This window comes from Achromobacter sp. SD115 (assembly GCF_017355315.1).
Classification (GTDB): domain Bacteria; phylum Pseudomonadota; class Gammaproteobacteria; order Burkholderiales; family Burkholderiaceae_B; genus Achromobacter; species Achromobacter xylosoxidans_B.
This window is the reverse complement of sequence record NZ_JADIJM010000008.1, coordinates 250,089-266,553: the sequence shown is the minus strand read 5'-3', so window position 1 is coordinate 266,553 and position 16,465 is coordinate 250,089. Positions and strand designations below refer to the sequence as shown.

Here is a 16,465-nt window from a genome sequence, read left to right as displayed (position 1 = left end):
CGACGACCGGCCTGCGCCTCCCGTCGCCTTCGTCGCCGCCCTGCAGCACCTGCTGGCCATCCTGGTTCCCATCGTCACCCCCGGCCTGCTGATCTGCCAGGCCCTGGGCGTCAGCAGCCGCGACACCACCCTGATCGTGTCCATGTCGCTGGTCATCTCCGGCATCGCCACCTACGTCCAGTGCAAGCGCTTCGGCCCCCTGGGCGCCGGCCTGCTCATCGTGCAGGGCACCAGCTTCAACTTCGTCGGGCCGCTGATCGCCGGCGGCTCGGTCATGGTCAAGCAAGGCACCCCGGTCGAAGCCGTCATGGCCGCGATCTTCGGCGTGGTCATCGCCGGCTCCTTCGTCGAAATGGGCATCAGCCGCATCCTGCCCTTCGTCAAGCGCCTGATCACCCCGCTGGTCACCGGCATCGTCGTGCTGCTGATCGGCCTGACCCTGATCAAGGTCGGCCTCATCAGCATGGGCGGCGGCTACAGCGCCATGGGCAACGGCACCTTCGCCAGCGCCGAGAATCTGACCCTGTCCGGCCTGGTCCTTGGCACCATCATCCTGCTGAACCGCGTCCCTGTCGTATGGGTGCGCAGCACCGCCCTGGTGCTGGCCCTGGCCGTCGGCTACATCGCCGCCGCCTACATGGGCCGCCTGGACTTCACCGGCGCCCGCGAAGCCGCCCTGTTCCAGATCCCCACCCCGCTGCACTTCGGCCTGGGCTTCTCCTGGGCGCTGTTCGTACCCATGCTGATCATCTACCTGGTCACGTCCCTGGAAGCCATCGGCGACGTCACCGCCACCAGCAAGGTCTCCAAGCAGCCCGTCGAAGGCCCGCTGTGGATGCAGCGCATCAAGGGCGGCGTCCTGGTCAACGGCGCCAACTCGCTCTTGGCCGGTGTCTTCAACACCTTCCCCAGCTCGGTCTTCGCGCAGAACAATGGCGTGATCCAGCTGACCGGCATCGCCAGCCGCCACGTCGGCGTGTGGATCGCCGGCATGCTGATCCTGCTGGGCCTGTTCCCGGCCGTGGCCGGCATCCTGCAGGCCGTGCCCGAACCCGTGCTGGGCGGCGCCGCCATGGTCATGTTCGGCGCGGTCGCCGCGTCCGGCATCAACATCCTGGCCGGCATCCACCTGGACCGCCGCGCGCTGCTCATCATCGCCGTATCCCTGGCCCTGGGGCTGGGCGTGTCGCAAGTGCCGGAAATCCTGTCGCACCTGCCCCATGCCGTGAAGAGCGTGCTGGAGTCGGGCGTCGCCACCGGCGGCATCTGCGCGCTGGTGATGAACTGGTTCCTGCCTGAGAAGAAGTAGGGTACTGGCTCCTCAGGGAGCCGGTCCCGGCCCGCGCCCGTGGGCGGAATTGGCTCCCTGATAGATCGCTGCCCCCAGGGCCGCCTGACAATTTATGAAAGACCGCATATAATCGCCGTCTTCGCTTCTCCCGCGACCGTCACTTGGACGTGTCCGCGACCTCCTTGCCCGGGTGGTGAAATTGGTAGACGCAGGGGACTCAAAATCCCCCGCCGCAAGGCGTGCCGGTTCGATTCCGGCCCCGGGCACCAGAATTCAAAAAAGCCGTTCCTGCAAAGCAGGGACGGCTTTTTGCTTTGAAATGTGGTGAACGTCGCCGTTCGCAAAATATCTCAACTCAGGCTACGAGCATCGGCGATTCCCGAAAGCCCCCTGCCATGCATTGCCTTGGCTCTACTGCGAACGGAAACGCAGGTCCCCAGGGCGCCTACTTGAGGGGCGCCCCTGACTATCCGCACCAGCTCGAGCATTTTCATGGAAGTGCCGTCTCCTCGACCGTGGCTTCCTTCGAGAACTGCGTTTTTGCTAGGTGCCGCAGTGCAGGAATCTCCTTGTCGAATACCTTCTCCATTCTTCTCACATGTTCGACTAGCCACTCAATCATGCTTGGCCAGCTCTCTCGGTTGTGCCCGTCGAAGGGAGCAGCGCATTCGATCAGTGACACCTTCTTGTCGTCCATGCGCCGCCAAGACAGCGGACCTTCGAAAGCCGCTTCAAGCTGTTCCCGGCGTGCGCAGAGGTAGTCAAACAGCGCCTTGTTCGCCTCCTTCGATCGCGTGCTTAGGGCGAAATCTACCCGCGCCTCGTCTCTATTGAAGATCATCGAATAGTAGATGCCGCTGGCGCCGGAGCCCGCGTTGAGCCAATGGTCTCGGCTGGGACTGACGTTGGCGTAGAGTTCCACATTCGCGGTCCGAAGCGCCTCAAGGGCTGCATGCCAGAAATCCGTGCGCAACTGATACCGTGTCGCCTGGCCGCGCTCCGAGGACTGTTCCTCGTCTTCCTTTTCGGAAATGCCAATCATGAGTTCTTCGGCTTCTGGAAGCGGGATGACCTGTTCGACTGTGAGGAACAGATCGTCTCCGTCCTTGAACGGTGTCGCCCGAAAGCACTTCACGAACACCCGATGCTTCAACAGCCACAAAACAGTGGATGTCACTTCCTTTCGAAACTGCGCCGCCACCATGATGAGGCGCTGATCGTTGCCGGGGTTCAGCACGACTTCCGCAAATTCTTCCTGTCCCAAAAAGTCGCAGATGAGCGCCTTCGCATCCTGGCCCGGTCCGGACTTGTCCAGATACTTCTGAAAGACCTCGGCGATCTGTGACTTCGACAAGGTTGAACAGTAGGAGGCGTATTTGAGAGCTTGCCAAACGACGTCTTTTCCCGAGTCGTCAAGCTTGTTCTCGATGATGACTAAGTTGCCGTTCTTATCGATGGCCAGCAGGTCGAGTCGCTCCCGGGTGTCATCGAAGCCGTCGAATTCCTTTTGGATGATGAGGAGCTCTTCGCCCAGAGCATCAGGCTGATTAGCCAGCCATTCCTGAAGATGGTGCCGTTCTGTGAATCCCAGTTCCGAAAAACTCACCTCCTTTAGCTTGATGATGCGATTCGATGCATGGTTAATTCGGAACATGTACGGTCAATCCAGTTTTCGTTGTTGGGATGCGTGTGGGCAATGCGGGCACACCCGGCACGAGCAGTGCCAGAGGCCACCATGTTACAAAATCATACTTCATGAAGCCTTGTGGTGCCGTCGCGCCCCCCCTCCCCCGGAGTGGGTGGCTTTACAGACAGAGGATCTTCGATGACCAAGATATTTTTTTCTTATTCGCATGATGACGAGCAATATCGCGATCAGCTCGAAAAGCACCTCGCGTCCTTGCAACACGAGGGACTCATCGAGTCTTGGCATGACCGCCGTATTGTCGCGGGCAGCCGCTTGGAAGCGGAGATTGACCAGCAGATCAACGCGGCGGATGTGATCCTTCTGCTGGTGAGTTCAAGCTTTTTGGCGTCCCGCTACTGCTACACGATCGAGATGACGCGGGCATTGGAACGACATCGAGCTGGAGACGCAAACGTGGTTCCGGTCATCGTCCGCGCTTGCGATTGGCAGTCTACGCCGCTGGGCGAACTACTCGCGGTTCCCAGGGACGGCAGGCCGGTCACCAGTTGGCCTAACTATGACGAAGCCTATGTTGACGTTGCAAAGCAGATTCGCCGGCTTATTCAGCAGCGGCGGACTCAGACCGAGCCTCGATCTGCACCTGCTGCCGTCGCGGCGGCTTCGCCGTCCGCGAATGTGATGCCGCTTGTCGCAACTGTGCCAAGATCCAGCAACCTGCGCCTCAGGAAGGAATTTAGCGATCTCGATAGCGATCAGTTTCTACACGAGACCTTTGATTTCATTGCTCGATTCTTCGAGGGCTCCCTCCAAGAGTTGCAAGCTCGTAACCCTGGGGTAAGCGGGCAGTTTCGTCAGGTTGACGCCAATACGTTCACCGCCGCGATCTATCAGCAGGGCAAGCGCGCCTGCGAATGCTCGGTTCACCTCGGGGCCGGAGGATTCAGGAACAATGGCATCGTCTATTCCAGCGATCCCGCCGCGCGTGGTAGCAGTTACAACGAAATGGTCTCTGTCGAAAGCGATGAGCACGCCATGTTTTTAAGGCCCATGGGCATGGCGAACTTCAGTGAACGCAACAAGCTGACGCAGGAAGGTGCGGCGGAACTGTTCTGGGGCATGCTCATCAGACCTATGCAACAATGACTCAGTCGGGAATATGTGCCGCTCGGTCTGTAGTGCTGATGTACTAACTTAAAAGAAGAAAGGGTACCTGTCCCCCAGGCACAGACCTTATTCAAGAAACTCAAGCCGCTGGTCAGCAGTGTTTGGGTGTTTGCCCGGGCCATGCTCCTTGGCCAAGCCCTTCGCTAGCAATGCGCTGAACCAGGCGTTGAAGGTCTCATTGTCGGGGAAGACAATCTCCGTACTCACCACCTTGGGAGCTTCATCGTGACAACGCACTGTTGCAGCCCTCTTTTCTTGACGATATCTTGCCAACTTTCAAGGCTGTTCGACTCGTCGTAGAGGGCTCCTTTCTCGGAGCCGAACCGCCGGCCCGCATTGCCAAAGAACTACGATTCCCAGAGGTGTACCCAAGAAAAAATCGAAGCCTTAACAGCCTCAATTGATGCGGGATTACGGGATTTTTTTTCGATTATGGCCCCAGACACCAGAATTCAAAAAAAACCGCTGACGTTTACCGTCAACGGCTTTTTTTCTTGTCCGACCGCTCGGCACAGACTGTTGTAGACGGATGTTGGCAGTCCTGCCCCCAATTCCGCGCAAGACAATCAATTAACAGTCACACCCGCCTCGCGCACCACATCGCCCCACAAAGCAATCTCCTTCACGATCTGATCGCGAAAATCCTGCGGGCTGCCCGGCGCGGCTGCTTCCCCGGTGGCCTTGAGCCGATCGGCCATCTCGGGCATGACAACGGCCGCATTAATCGCCGCGTTGAGCTTGGCCTGCACCTGCGGCGGCACGCCCTTGGGTGCGATGATGCCGTACCACACCGTCACATCGTACGGCACGCCGGCCTCGCGCACGGTGGGGATATCCGGCGCCGAGGACACGCGCTGCGGCAAGGTCACTGCCAGCACCTTCAGGCGCTTGTCCTCGCGGTAAGGCAGCGTCGAGCCCGCCGTGGTCAGCATCGCATTGACCTGGCCCGAGACGGTGTCCGTCAAAGCCGGCGCGGACCCCTTGTAGGGGATGTGGACCATGGTGATACCGGCCGTCTTCAGGAAGGCCTCCATCGCCAGATGCGATATCCCGCCGGTGCCGGACGAGGCATAGGTCAACCCGCCCGGTTTCTTCTTGGCCAGGGCCACCAGATCACCCAGGCTGTCCACCGGCACGCCGGGATTGACCGACACGAAGAAAGGCGCGCGCGCGATCATGCCGATCGGCGTCATGTCCTCCACCGGATCGAACGGCAGCTTGTACAGGCTGGGGTTGACTGAATAGCTATTGGAAATCAAGGTCAGGGTGTAGCCGTCGGGCGCAGCCCTCAGGCCCTGCTCCACGCCCAGCTTGCCGCCAGCGCCGGGGCGGTTCTCTACCACCACGGGCTGCTTCAGCCCATCGGACAGCAACTGCCCCAGCAGGCGCGCAATCCCGTCATTGCCGCCTCCGGCGGCAAAGGGCACGATCAGCTTGATCGGCTGCGAAGGGTAGTCATCCGCATGCGCATTGGAAACCGATGCGGCAAACGCCACGGCAGCCAGCGTCATCCCCAATACCGCCCTGCCGAGCTTGGCTCCGGATAGCATCGTCATATTTCTCTCCTCCTCGATCGGCCGCTGCGCGGCCACGTTATGTGATGAAAGGCGCAAGACTACAACTTAACGAGTGAAGTTGCAGTCTTGCGCCTTTCTTGCCTTTCTTTTATGCCGCTTCATTCAAAACGCGGTGGCCTGCGCTTCCGCCCGCAACGCCGCCAGCACAGCCGGGCGCTGTCCCACACGAGCGACATACGCCGCCAGGAACGGCCAACGGTTCAGTTCAATCCCGAAGAACCGGCACCACCCCATCACCGTAAACAGATAGGCATCCGCCACGCTGAATTGCTGGCCCAATAAATAGCCGCTCTCGGCCAGGATGCCGTCCAGGTAATCGAAGCGCTTGAAGAGCCGTTCGCGGAAATGCAGCTTGGCGGCTTCTGGCAAGGAGGACTGGAACAGGGGCGCCGATCCCGCGTGGATCTCGCTGGTTATGAAGTTGAGCCACTCCTGCAGCCGCGTGCGCTGGCGCGTGCCGTTGGGCGGCGCCAGCTGCATGCCGGGCCGCAGGTCAGCCAGATACTGGACGATGGCCGGCCCTTCCGTGAGTACATCGCCGTCATCCAGTTCCAGCGCGGCGACATAGCCTTTAGGGTTGATCGTGCGGAAATCGCGGCCGTCCGCGGTCTGCTTGGTCTGGTTGTTCACCCTGACCAATTCAAAGGGCAATTCAAGTTCACGCAACACGATGTGCGGCGACAGCGAGCAGGTATGCGGGGCGTAGTAGAGCTTCATGACATCTCCGGTGGAACTGCGGGGAAGTCTCTCGCACCGCCGGGCGCAGGTAAAATTAATGCTCCACTTTCTTATCATTAGCTCAGCTACTTAATATGTTGAACCTGGGACATTGGCGCCTGCTTGTCGCGACGGCCGACACAGGCAACATTTCCCGCGCCGCCGAGCGCGTGGGCATTACCCAATCCGGCGCCAGCCAGGCCATCGCGCAACTGGAAGCGTCGCTGGGGCTCCAGGTTTTCACCCGCTCCCGCAAGGAAGTGGCGGTAACGGCGCTGGGTGAGCAGGTCATCGACCACGCCCGCGCGATGCTGTCTCACCTGGAGTCCATCCGCGCACTGGCCGACGACAGCCAGGGACTGAGCCAGGGCCGCATCCGGCTGGGCAGCTTTCCCTCGGTCATCTCGACGCTGCTGCCGCCCCTCCTGCACGGCTTCCGGCAGCGTCACCCCGGCATCGAGGTGGTGGCGTTGGAAGGCACCGACGAGGAAGTCGAAGATTGGCTGTCGCGCGGCGCCATCGATCTGGGCGTGATGATGAATCCCCCTGCGCAAAGGCAAGCTCTGATCCTGGGTCGCGATCGCTGGATGGCGCTGCTGTCCAGCACCCACGCGCTCGGCCGCCGCGCATCATCGCGTGGTATCGCACTGGCCGAGTTGGCCGATGAGCCGTTCATCCTGGCGACTGGCGGCTGCGCCGTGAATGGCATGAGCCTGGCCCGCAAGGCCGGGCTGGAGCTCAACGACATCCGCGTCACGGTCCGCGACTGGGCCAGCGCCTGCGCACTGGTGCGCGAGGGCATGGGCGCCGCGGTGGTTCCCGAGTCCACACTGCCTGCGGACATGCGCCAGTTGCGGGCCTTGCCGCTGAGCCCTGCGGCGCGCCGGGAGTTCGGACTGGTGCGCTCCACCGCCGGGCGGCAATCTGCGGCGGTGGGCGCGCTGTGGCAGCATGCCGCCCACGCCCTCAGCTCAAAAGCTTCGGCCAAAGTGCGTACCCGCTGAGACGAATCGCACGCGTGTATCCCAACCGCCAGCCGAAACTCCGCGCTACGATCTGATCATCGTTCCATCCCGCTTTTTCCGGACACGATCGCCGAAGCGCCGCCCAAGGGAAACACCGCGCCATGACACCCCGCCTGTACGCGCTCACCCTGCTCTCCATGCTCGCCTTCGCCGGCAACTCGCTGCTGTGCCGCCTTGCGCTCAAGCAGACCGCGATCGACCCCGCCACCTTTGTCGCCATCCGCATCGCTTCCGGCGCGTTGGTGCTGTGGCTGGTATTGCGCTTGCGCAAGCCGGCGAGGCAGCTGGAAGGTAATTGGAATGGTGCGTCGGCGCTGCTGGCCTATGCCCTGGCCTTCGCCTATGCCTACACCCAGATCCCGGCGGGCACTGGCGCCTTGCTGCTGTTCGCGTCGATCCAGATCAGCATGATCCTGTATGGGTTCTTCATCGGCGAGAGGCTGAGCATCACGCAGGGGCTGGGCATAGGCCTGGCGGTGGCCGGCCTGGTGATCCTGATGCTGCCCAGCGTCAGCGCGCCGCCGCTGTTCCACGCCTTGCTGATGATCGCGGCCGGCATCGCCTGGGGCGCCTATTCGTTGCTGGGCCGCAGCGCCAGGGACGCGGCGTCCGCGACGGCGGGCAACTTCATCCGCGCCGCGCCGGTCGCGCTGCTGCTGTTCTTCCTGCATGGCCTGGCCGCGGGCGTGGGCTACGACGCGGCGGGCGTGGCGTATGCCGTGGCCTCCGGCGCCGTGACGTCGGGCCTGGGCTATGTCTTCTGGTACGCGGCGCTCAAGGGGCTGAAAGTGACCCACGCCGCGACCGTGCAGCTCAGTGTGCCGGTGCTGACGGCGTTCGGCGGAGCCCTGTTCCTGGATGAACCGGTGACCGCCATCCTGGTGACGGCTTCGGTGCTGATCCTGCTGGGTATCGCGTTGGTGGTGCTGGTCAAGAAACGGACCGCCTGACAGTCCGCTTCAATTCACTCGCTTGGGCAGCACCGCCCGCATCCAGCGCGACAAGCGCGGCCGGATGCGCTGGTTATGCAGCAACACCGCCCCCACGGCGCCGATGAATGCGCCGACCACCGTATCCAGGAAGCGCGCCTCAATGACGGCCGCAGGATAGCCCCGGCCCAGGTGCGGCGCTTCGGCCAGGAAGATCGTCAACGGCGTGATCAGCACCACGGCGCTGGCGTAATGGCGCACCACCAGCGTTTCTATGCCGAACGACAGCGCCATCATCACCAGGCTCAGGGTCCATACGTTCAGAGGCAGGCTCAACAAGGCCCATGCCACGCACAAGCCCACGGCGGTGCCCAGGATACGGTGCAGCTGGCGGTTCCAGGCAGCCATCAGGGTCGCGCCCTGGATGATGGCCAGGCAGCTGACAGGCACCCAATAAGGGCGCGGCAATTGCAGCAGTTCGGCCACCAGCAGGGACACGCCCACGAACAGGCCGATGATGACGGAGTCGTAGACCACGAAGTCGAACGTAGGCCTGGGGAGCGCGGTTTCGGGCGGCGGCGGCGCGACCCGCGTCATGTGCAGGGAGTACACAAACGCCACCAGGCATGCGACCAGACTACCCAAGGCCACCATGCCGACACGCGTGGGGATTTCCTGCACGCTCCCCGGCGTGTAGGCCGCGATCGCGGTTGCCATGATGTAGAACAGGCTGCCCGGCGGCCCCAGCCGGTAGCAGCGGCAGACCATGTTCACCACCATGGCGATAAAGGTCAGCGCCAACAGCATTACCGTGGGCCAGAACTGCGTCAGCGCGCCCACCGCATAGCAGGCCACCATGCCGAAGGAGGCCGCCAGCAGCATCATCATGCGGTGCTGCAGCGAGGAATTGGGCAGGCTCAGGAACACCATTCCGCCCAGGCTGGACATCAGGCCGTAGTCCATGCGGCCGAAATAGGCGCCCACCAGCAGAGGCAGCCCCGAAGACAGAGCCGCAGCCAGGGGCATCTCCCAGGGCCGGTCGCTGGCGTTGACCCGGATCAGTTCGCGCCACACGCCCTGCAGGCGCGCCTTGGCCCAGGCGTAGCCGCGCCATGCGGCGGGGCCGCGCCCGGAGGGTTCTTCGTTCTGGTTCATGGACAGGCCTGTGGAAAATTCCGTCCGACGGATTTAACGGGAATTCCCTGATTCTCCCCCCTTATGCCGCTGGCTACCATTCGCCGCACCTCAGCCTTCGGCTGATCGCTACAAATGCGCCATACGGCGCGGAGACATCCATGAAAGCACTCAAACTGGCCGCGGCAGGCACCGCCTTACTCATTTCGTCCTTGACCGCCCACGCCGGCGCGACTTTCGAGGCGGTCAAGAGCAAGGGCTTCGTCCAATGCGGCGTGTCCACCGGCGTCGCCGGCTTCTCGGTGAACGACAGCAAGGGCGGCTGGATCGGCCTGGACGTGGACCTGTGCCGCGCGCTGGCCATCACCATGTTCGGCGACGCCTCCAAGGCCAAGATCATGGCCGTCAGCGCGCTGCAGCGCTTCACCGCCCTGCAGTCCGGCGAAGTCGACGTCCTGCCCCGCAACACCACGCTCTCGCTGACCCGCGACACCACGCTGGGCCTGATCGGCGTGGGCGTCAACTACTACGACAGCCAGGGCATCATGGTGAACAAGTCCCTGAACGTGAAAAGCGCCAAGGAGCTGGACGGCGCGACGGTCTGCGTGCAGCCCGGCACCACCACCGAACTGAACCTGGCCGACTGGTTCCGCTCGCAGAACATCGTCTTCAAGCCCGTGGTCGTGGAACGCCTGGACGAGATCATCCGCGCCTTCGCGGTGGGCCGTTGCGATGCCTTCACCGGCGACAAGTCGCAGCTGGCCGCGGCGCGCAGCAACCTGGAGAACCCGGAAAAGTACGACATCCTGCCGGAGAACTTCTCCAAGGAGCCGCTGGGCCCCATGGTCCGGCAGGGCGACGAGCAATGGTTCAACGTGGTCCGCTGGACCCTGTTCGCCATGCTGGAAGCCGAGGAATACGGCATCACCTCCAAGAACGTCGACGAAATGCTCAAGAGCACCAACCCCAACGTGCAGCGCCTGCTGGGCGTGACCCCGGGCATGGGCAAGAACCTGGGCGTGGACGACAAGTGGGCCTACAACATCATCAAGAATATCGGCAACTACGGCGAGAGCTTTGAGAAGAACCTCGGCCCCAGCAGCCCGCTGAAGCTGCCGCGCGGCCTGAACGCTTCTTACCGCGATGGCGGGCTGATGTACGGCTGGCCGGTGCGCTAAGCGGCACGCAGGCCACAAGAGAACGTGAAGGCGGCGCATGCGCCGCCTTCTTTCTTGTGTTTCCAGGCATAGCGCCATACCGCCCTGGATTAGATCCACCATACACCTCGGGCATGATGCTCTCATCCATATGCAGAGTCGACGCCGCAAGCCCCGCTTCCTATCCTGCCGCTAAGCCTGTCGCCTCCCCGCGACGGTCATTCATGGTTGCCGGCCATGGGCCGTCGGCCTCAGGAGGCGTCATGGCCACAAAACCGCAAGTGCTTCCCGCTGACACGATGAATGAGTATCCTCCGCCGGTCCTGTCGGGGGGACGCAGGTTCCTGGCCGAAGGCGACTCCTGGTTCACCCTCGGCACCCTGAAAGGCTCCAGCTTGAGCAACCTTCTGTTCGAACTGGAACTTTCAAGCAGTACGCAGATTCTCAACTGCGCGTACCCTGGCGATACGCTTCAACATATGGTGGACAGCGTGGAACGCAGCGTGTTCAACAAGCTGCTCTACCTGCCCGGCTTCAAGCACCAGTGGGACGCCATATTGCTTTCCGCAGGAGGAAACGACTTCATCGATGCGACCAGGGCTCCGCTCATGGACCAGCATGGAAATCCGACCTCGGCCGACCAGCGGATATTGCTGCGCCCCGACGAAGTCGAAAACTCCACAGTGACCGGCCCCGAACGCTATGTCAGCACAGCCGGATGGCTGACATTGACGCGCTATCTGCTGCAGAACTTTCACACAGTGGCCAATCGGCGAGACCAGGGCCAGAACCGTGAACGCCCGATCTTTGTCCATACTTACGCCAAACCCACTGTGCGTCCATCGGGCGTGATGCCATGGGATAAAGGCTGGCTTTATCCCGCCTTCAAAAAGTACGGCGTTCCATCGGAATTCAGGCAACAGGTCTGCGACTACCTATTCGAAAAGCTCCGCTTGTTCATGCTGTCGTTGGACCAGGACAGCGGGTCGTCGAATGCGATTGCAAAACTGCATGTCTTCGATTCCGCCTCGATAGCCGAGATCAGGCCCGCGGAGCCTGACAAAAAGGGTAAATCCGGCGATTGGATCAACGAAATCCATCTCACGCCCAAAGGGTATCGAAAACTCGGAAAGGAATTCGGGAGGATGATCGAAAAGGTACTCAAGACATATCCCACCAGGAGCTAGGCAGAGACGGATCCCTGCTTGGGCGTGCCCTGGAGTTTTCCGGCGTGGAACAACGGCGATGCCTGGATCCGTTCCAGCATGCCGCGCGCGGCGCTCGTCAACGGCCGGTTGGCGCGCACGATCAGCCGCGTCTGCGCCGCCTCGAAGATGGGATTGGTGGTGCGCAACGCCACCAGCTCGCCCCTGGCGACCTCCTTCACCACCGAATTCGCCGACGTGAAGGTCAGTCCCAGGCGGCTTTCGACGTAGCGCTTCAAAGTCACGATAGAGTTGGCGATGAAGCTGGGCGACAGCACGATGCTCTCCGACAGCTCGGCCATCTCGATCAGCTGGCGCAGGCCAAACCCCGGCCCCATGAGCGCAATCGGATAGCTCGCCACGTCCTTCAGCGTCGGCCGCTTGCGTTGCCGCGCCAGCGGATGATCCGGCCACGCGATCACGCACAGCGGATGGTTGCGCGTATGGACCACGCGTATGCCGGGGTCCGCCGGGGCGCCGAACACCACGCCGATATGTGCGTCGTCGTGCACCACGGCGCGCACCGCGTCGGAAGCGCCTGCCACCTTCAGCGATACCCGCACGCCGGGATGCTGTCGGCAGAATTCGTCCACCACGCCGCTCATCAGGATGTCCACGAATCCCTCGCTGGTGACGATCTGGATATCGCCGCGTTGCAAGCCGTTGACCTCGTCCAGCCGGGCGCGCAGGGCCTGCTCGCTGGCCTGCCGGTCGCGGCAATGATCCATCACGATAGCGGCCATGTCGGTGGGCACGATGCCGCGGCCCTTGCGCTCCAGCAGCGCCACGCCCAGCTCCGTTTCGAGCAGCTGGATCTGGCGGCTGACGATGGAAGGTTCCACGCCTAGGCGCTCGGCGGCGCCGCGCACCGATCCGGTCGTCACCGCCTCGAAGAAGTATTGCAGGCGCCGCGCGCTCAAACCTCCGTCCATGCTTGTCCCCTTTTCTACGATTTCTTCAAATCGTTGCCTTTTTAGCAACAAACTTCCTCTCAGCTTACATTGATTTACAGGGCTGCGATTGCGAATAATGCGCGTACTTTCAAATCCGCTCGGTTGCGAGCCGCAAGCTGGAAACCAGCGGCGGCGGCAATGCGAGGTAACGCCCATTTCGAGCCTTAAAGCATGAAACTCTTCGCTTCGATCCTCGCTGCCGCAACCCTGAGCGTGTTCAGTCAACAAGCCGCATTCGCCTCGCCGGAAGCCACCTACCCCAACAAGCCCGTCAAGGTCGTGGTCGGCTACGCGCCTGGCGGCTCGTCAGACGCCGTGGCGCGGCTGATCGCCGGCCGCCTGTCGGACAAGCTGGGCCAGACCTTCGTGGTCGAGAACCGCCCCGGCGCCGCCAGCAACATCGCCGCCGCGACCGTGGCGCGCTCGCCCAACGACGGCTACACCATCCTGCTGGGCTCGAACGCCAGCACCATCAACGTGTCGCTGTACAAGGAACTGTCCTTCGACTTCCAGAAGGACTTCGCGCCGGTGGCGCTGTTGACGCGCTTCCCCAACATCATGGTGGTGAACAACACCGTGCCGGCCAAGACCGTGCAGGAGTTCATCACCTACGCCAAGGCCAACCCCAAGAACATCTTCTTCGCCTCGTCCGGCGCTGGCTCGTCGACCCGTCTGTCGGCTGAACTGTTCAAGATGATGACGGGCGTGGAAATGGAGCACGTGCAGTACAAGGGCAGCGCGCCCGCCCTCACCGACCTGATGGCCGGCCGCATCCAGGTGATGTTCGACACCGCGCCTTCCGTCATGCAGCTCATCCAGGGCGGCAAGCTGCGCGCACTGGGCGTCACCAGCGCTACCGTCCAGCCCTTCGCGCCCGAGATCCCCACCATCGACGCCACCGTCAAGGGTTACGAGATGACGTCCTGGTATGCGCTGTTCACGCCGGCCGGCACGCCCGCGGGCATCGTGGAAAAGCTGAACAAGGAAGTCAACGCGATCCTGGCTGAGAAGGACATCCAGGAAAAGCTCGCCGGCATGGTCGCCACGCCCGGCGGCGGCACGACCGAAGAGCTGCGCCAGCACGTCGCTTCCGAAATCGCCAAGTACGCCGACGTGGTCAAGGCATCCGGCGCCACCGCGGACTAAGCACTCGTACCATGCGCGTTTTCACCGGTTCGCTGTCCACGGAAACCAATACGTTCGCTCCGCTGCCCACCTCGCTGGATGATTTTTCCGACCGGGGCTATTACCCCGCCGGCACCCATCCTCCCGAGATGACCATCTTCAGCGGCCCCCTGTGGGCAGCGCGCCAGCGCGGCGCGCAACACGGCTGGACCGTGATCGAAGGCATGGCCGCCGGCGCCCAACCCGGCGGCGTCACCACCCGCCATGCTTACGAAACGCTGCGTGATGAACTGCTGCGCGACCTGCAGCAGGCCCTGCCCGTCGACCTGGTGGTGCTGGGCCTGCACGGCGCCATGGTGGCCGATGGTTATGAAGACTGCGAAGGCGACCTGCTGACGCGGATACGCAAGATCGTCGGCCCCGGAGTCGTGGTGGGCGCGGAACTGGATCCGCACTGCCACCTGTCGGAGGCCATGGTGGCCAACGCCGACATGCTGATCGCGTATAAGGAATATCCCCACACCGACATACGCGAACGCGCGCTGGAACTGGTGGACTTCTGCGCGGCCATCGTCGAGCGTCGCATCGCGCCCGTCGCGGCCGTCGTTGACTGCGGGATGGTCGTCACCATCCGCACGCCGCAGGAACCGGCGCGCGGCTATATCGACCGCATCAGCGCGCTGGAGGGCAAAGACGGCATCCTCTCCATTTCCGTAGTGCACAGCTTCGCCTGGGGCGACGTGCCAGACATGGGGACCAAGCTGCTGGTCTATGCCGACGGCGACACTCAGGCCGCCCAGCAGCTCGCGCGGCGCCTGGCCGACGAGCTGATAGGCATGCGCGAAGCGTTGACGCCTGTCTATCCCAAACCGGACGAAGCCATCGACCAGGCTCTGGCATACGGCGTAACGCCTGTCGTCATTGCCGATGCGGCCGACAATCCCGGCGGCGGCGGTGCGGGGGACTCAACCTTCCTGCTGCGGCGTCTGCTGGAACGCGGTATGCGCAATGTGGCGATAGGCCCCATGTGGGACCCGATCGCCGTCCGCATCGCCTTCAGCGCCGGTGTGGGCGCGCGTTTGCCCTTGCGCATAGGGGGCAAAATCAGCCCACTGTCTGGGGAGCCGCTGGATCTGATGTGCACGGTCAATGCGCTGGTGCCGGACATGGTCATGACGGGGTTGTCCGGATCGCCTGCAGTGGTGGGGAATTCGGCGCTGGTCGAGGCCGATGGCATCGAGATCGTATTGATCACGGTGCGGGCCCAGGCCATGGATACCGATGTGTTCACCCAGCTGGGATGCCGGCTGGAGGAAAAGGCGCTGATTGTGGTGAAGTCCGCGCAGCACTTTCAGGCTTCGTTTTCGAAGGTGGCGCGGAAGGTGGTGTTTGCGGATGCGCCGGGGTCAGCGGCGTTGGATTTGAAGGGGTTGGCGTATCGGCGGGTTGAAAGACCCAAGTGGCCAATTGACGGGTAAGAGTTGCATGCCGTCGCGACTAGCTCCGGGTGATCCAGTAACGTTGACACTCATCACGCCAAGCTGACGGAGCAGCTAGCCGGTCTTTCTGGTCGCGAAATGCTTGTTTCTAAACTCACCAACGTCAGAAATGTACTCGGAACGATGGATCATTCGATGGCAGTTTGCGCATAGCACGGCGAAATCCAATTCTGGATCCATCGGCACCTTTTGCCCCTTTAGCGTGGCAAGCGGCCGCAGATGGTGCGCCTCGATGTAGCCCTTACCCAGCTCTCCGTAGATCTTCTCGAAATCAAGATTACAAACTTCGCAGACACAGCCCTTTTTCGCCTTCACTTGCTTAGTGAGCTTGGTGCTACGCTCTAGCCGCGCATGCATCCGAAAACGCGTCAAATCTTCATATAGCAGGTCTGCCGGCTCATCTGCTTCCGACTCTGCACTATAGCCACCCACAGTCTCGGCTTCATAGAGCATGCCATACAGCATCAACATCGCGTTCAGATCCTCAACCAGGACCTCTTCTGTGGGCAGGTTCTCCGCCGGATAGTATTTGGCACATATGCTCGCTACCTCATAAAAGGCCGTATCGTTCGACGATGCGCTGGGAGCGAGGTCGATTTCCAATTGAGGAAATTGTTTCCAAGCAGAGCCCAGCAAAGCCCTGAAATTCGCCGCCTTCGCCTTCAGAGCTGTCTTGGCATCTGACTTGTAGTGAGCCTTCGCTTCAGTCATCCCCTGGTTCAGACTCAGGTACACACCTTGCATATCTTCGCGAAATAAGTAGACCGGGTAGTAGCCTGACTGAGCACTCTCGGTAATTGGTGCATAGAACACGCCCAACCAAGGACCACGCCCCCAATTTCCTTGGCCCGCGCTGCCCTTACAAGTGAGTTGCCGATCGGCGCCGACAATAGCTGCCACCGTATCTCGGAAGTCTCGACGTATGAACCGAGCGAGTGCGTGGCCGGAGAAGGCTTCACCTCGCGCCGCTGCATATTCCTTCAGGACCTTGCTCAGACACTGCCGAATACCCATGTGCTTTTGGCCTCTTTTTCGGGATGA

14 protein-coding genes and 1 tRNA gene are annotated in these 16,465 nt (G+C 62.1%); 9 read left to right on the top strand and 6 right to left on the bottom strand.

The window, feature by feature from the left end; all coding sequences use genetic code 11:
- Both IPU70_RS14325 and IPU70_RS14320 read left to right on the top strand, forming a co-directional pair.
- The coding region (locus IPU70_RS14325) for a nucleobase:cation symporter-2 family protein (RefSeq protein WP_207468127.1) at window positions 1-1,309 on the top strand (1,309 nt) is incomplete at its 5' end.
- A gap of 166 nt (window positions 1,310-1,475) precedes the next feature.
- Window positions 1,476-1,560, top strand: a tRNA-Leu gene (locus IPU70_RS14320).
- 221 nt (window positions 1,561-1,781) lie between these two features.
- Here IPU70_RS14320 and IPU70_RS14315 read toward each other — a convergent pair.
- The gene (locus tag IPU70_RS14315) at window positions 1,782-2,945 is read right to left on the bottom strand and encodes a DUF4268 domain-containing protein (RefSeq protein ID WP_207468125.1); all 1,164 of its coding nucleotides are present in this window, start codon (window positions 2,943-2,945) and stop codon (window positions 1,782-1,784) included.
- A 171-nt stretch (window positions 2,946-3,116) separates the two neighbouring features.
- Here IPU70_RS14315 and IPU70_RS14310 point away from each other — a divergent pair, with 171 nt between their 5' ends.
- Window positions 3,117-4,082, top strand: coding sequence for a toll/interleukin-1 receptor domain-containing protein (locus tag IPU70_RS14310; RefSeq protein ID WP_207468124.1), 966 nt, complete (start codon window positions 3,117-3,119; stop codon window positions 4,080-4,082).
- Window positions 4,083-4,669: 587 nt separating this feature from the next.
- On the opposite strand, the gene IPU70_RS14305 is transcribed toward IPU70_RS14310, so the two are convergent.
- Window positions 4,670-5,659, bottom strand: coding sequence for a tripartite tricarboxylate transporter substrate binding protein (locus tag IPU70_RS14305; protein WP_207468123.1), 990 nt, complete (start codon window positions 5,657-5,659; stop codon window positions 4,670-4,672).
- A gap of 123 nt (window positions 5,660-5,782) precedes the next feature.
- The gene (gstA, locus tag IPU70_RS14300) at window positions 5,783-6,397 is read right to left on the bottom strand and encodes a glutathione transferase GstA (protein WP_207468122.1); all 615 of its coding nucleotides are present in this window, start codon (window positions 6,395-6,397) and stop codon (window positions 5,783-5,785) included.
- A 95-nt stretch (window positions 6,398-6,492) separates the two neighbouring features.
- Here gstA and IPU70_RS14295 point away from each other — a divergent pair, with 95 nt between their 5' ends.
- Both IPU70_RS14295 and IPU70_RS14290 read left to right on the top strand, forming a co-directional pair.
- Window positions 6,493-7,401 (top strand): LysR family transcriptional regulator, encoded by a 909-nt coding sequence (locus tag IPU70_RS14295; RefSeq protein WP_207468121.1) that lies wholly within the window; start codon window positions 6,493-6,495, stop codon window positions 7,399-7,401.
- A 122-nt stretch (window positions 7,402-7,523) separates the two neighbouring features.
- Window positions 7,524-8,372, top strand: a complete 849-nt coding sequence (locus IPU70_RS14290; protein ID WP_207468120.1) for a DMT family transporter — start codon at window positions 7,524-7,526, stop codon at window positions 8,370-8,372.
- 9 nt (window positions 8,373-8,381) lie between these two features.
- On the opposite strand, the gene IPU70_RS14285 is transcribed toward IPU70_RS14290, so the two are convergent.
- The gene (locus tag IPU70_RS14285) at window positions 8,382-9,506 is read right to left on the bottom strand and encodes an FUSC family protein (protein WP_207468118.1); all 1,125 of its coding nucleotides are present in this window, start codon (window positions 9,504-9,506) and stop codon (window positions 8,382-8,384) included.
- 140 nt (window positions 9,507-9,646) lie between these two features.
- On the opposite strand from IPU70_RS14285, the gene IPU70_RS14280 reads away from it, so the two are divergent.
- Both IPU70_RS14280 and IPU70_RS14275 read left to right on the top strand, forming a co-directional pair.
- Entirely contained in the window at window positions 9,647-10,663 is a 1,017-nt protein-coding gene (locus IPU70_RS14280; protein ID WP_207468117.1) for an amino acid ABC transporter substrate-binding protein, read from the top strand.
- 242 nt (window positions 10,664-10,905) lie between these two features.
- A complete protein-coding gene (locus IPU70_RS14275) occupies window positions 10,906-11,829 on the top strand; it encodes a hypothetical protein (protein WP_207468115.1) in 924 nt (307 codons plus the stop codon).
- Here the strand turns inward: IPU70_RS14275 and IPU70_RS14270 are convergent.
- Window positions 11,826-12,779: a LysR family transcriptional regulator gene (locus IPU70_RS14270; protein WP_207468113.1), complete on the bottom strand. Its 954-nt coding sequence runs from the start codon at window positions 12,777-12,779 to the stop codon at window positions 11,826-11,828. The two genes, IPU70_RS14275 and IPU70_RS14270, sit on opposite strands and share 4 nt — an antisense overlap.
- Window positions 12,780-12,971: 192 nt before the next feature.
- Here IPU70_RS14270 and IPU70_RS14265 point away from each other — a divergent pair, with 192 nt between their 5' ends.
- Both IPU70_RS14265 and IPU70_RS14260 read left to right on the top strand, forming a co-directional pair.
- Window positions 12,972-13,946 (top strand): tripartite tricarboxylate transporter substrate binding protein, encoded by a 975-nt coding sequence (locus IPU70_RS14265; RefSeq protein ID WP_207468111.1) that lies wholly within the window; start codon window positions 12,972-12,974, stop codon window positions 13,944-13,946.
- 11 nt (window positions 13,947-13,957) lie between these two features.
- A complete protein-coding gene (locus IPU70_RS14260; RefSeq protein ID WP_207468109.1) occupies window positions 13,958-15,403 on the top strand; it encodes a M81 family metallopeptidase in 1,446 nt (481 codons plus the stop codon).
- A 75-nt stretch (window positions 15,404-15,478) separates the two neighbouring features.
- On the opposite strand, the gene IPU70_RS14255 is transcribed toward IPU70_RS14260, so the two are convergent.
- Entirely contained in the window at window positions 15,479-16,438 is a 960-nt protein-coding gene (locus IPU70_RS14255; protein WP_207468107.1) for an MrcB family domain-containing protein, read from the bottom strand.
- Window positions 16,439-16,465: the final 27 nt, after the last annotated feature.

What these genes read in the sequence shown, in the direction of transcription:
- IPU70_RS14315 (WP_207468125.1), bottom strand. Translation starts at nt 2,945, where the DNA reads ATGTTCCGAATTAACCATGCATCGAATCGCATCATCAAGCTAAAGGAG.
- IPU70_RS14310 (WP_207468124.1), top strand. Translation starts at nt 3,117, where the DNA reads ATGACCAAGATATTTTTTTCTTATTCGCATGATGACGAGCAATATCGC.
- IPU70_RS14305 (WP_207468123.1), bottom strand. Translation starts at nt 5,659, where the DNA reads ATGACGATGCTATCCGGAGCCAAGCTCGGCAGGGCGGTATTGGGGATG.
- gstA (WP_207468122.1), bottom strand. Translation starts at nt 6,397, where the DNA reads ATGAAGCTCTACTACGCCCCGCATACCTGCTCGCTGTCGCCGCACATC.
- IPU70_RS14295 (WP_207468121.1), top strand. Translation starts at nt 6,493, where the DNA reads ATGTTGAACCTGGGACATTGGCGCCTGCTTGTCGCGACGGCCGACACA.
- IPU70_RS14290 (WP_207468120.1), top strand. Translation starts at nt 7,524, where the DNA reads ATGACACCCCGCCTGTACGCGCTCACCCTGCTCTCCATGCTCGCCTTC.
- IPU70_RS14285 (WP_207468118.1), bottom strand. Translation starts at nt 9,506, where the DNA reads ATGAACCAGAACGAAGAACCCTCCGGGCGCGGCCCCGCCGCATGGCGC.
- IPU70_RS14280 (WP_207468117.1), top strand. Translation starts at nt 9,647, where the DNA reads ATGAAAGCACTCAAACTGGCCGCGGCAGGCACCGCCTTACTCATTTCG.
- IPU70_RS14275 (WP_207468115.1), top strand. Translation starts at nt 10,906, where the DNA reads ATGGCCACAAAACCGCAAGTGCTTCCCGCTGACACGATGAATGAGTAT.
- IPU70_RS14270 (WP_207468113.1), bottom strand. Translation starts at nt 12,779, where the DNA reads ATGGACGGAGGTTTGAGCGCGCGGCGCCTGCAATACTTCTTCGAGGCG.
- IPU70_RS14265 (WP_207468111.1), top strand. Translation starts at nt 12,972, where the DNA reads ATGAAACTCTTCGCTTCGATCCTCGCTGCCGCAACCCTGAGCGTGTTC.
- IPU70_RS14260 (WP_207468109.1), top strand. Translation starts at nt 13,958, where the DNA reads ATGCGCGTTTTCACCGGTTCGCTGTCCACGGAAACCAATACGTTCGCT.
- IPU70_RS14255 (WP_207468107.1), bottom strand. Translation starts at nt 16,438, where the DNA reads ATGGGTATTCGGCAGTGTCTGAGCAAGGTCCTGAAGGAATATGCAGCG.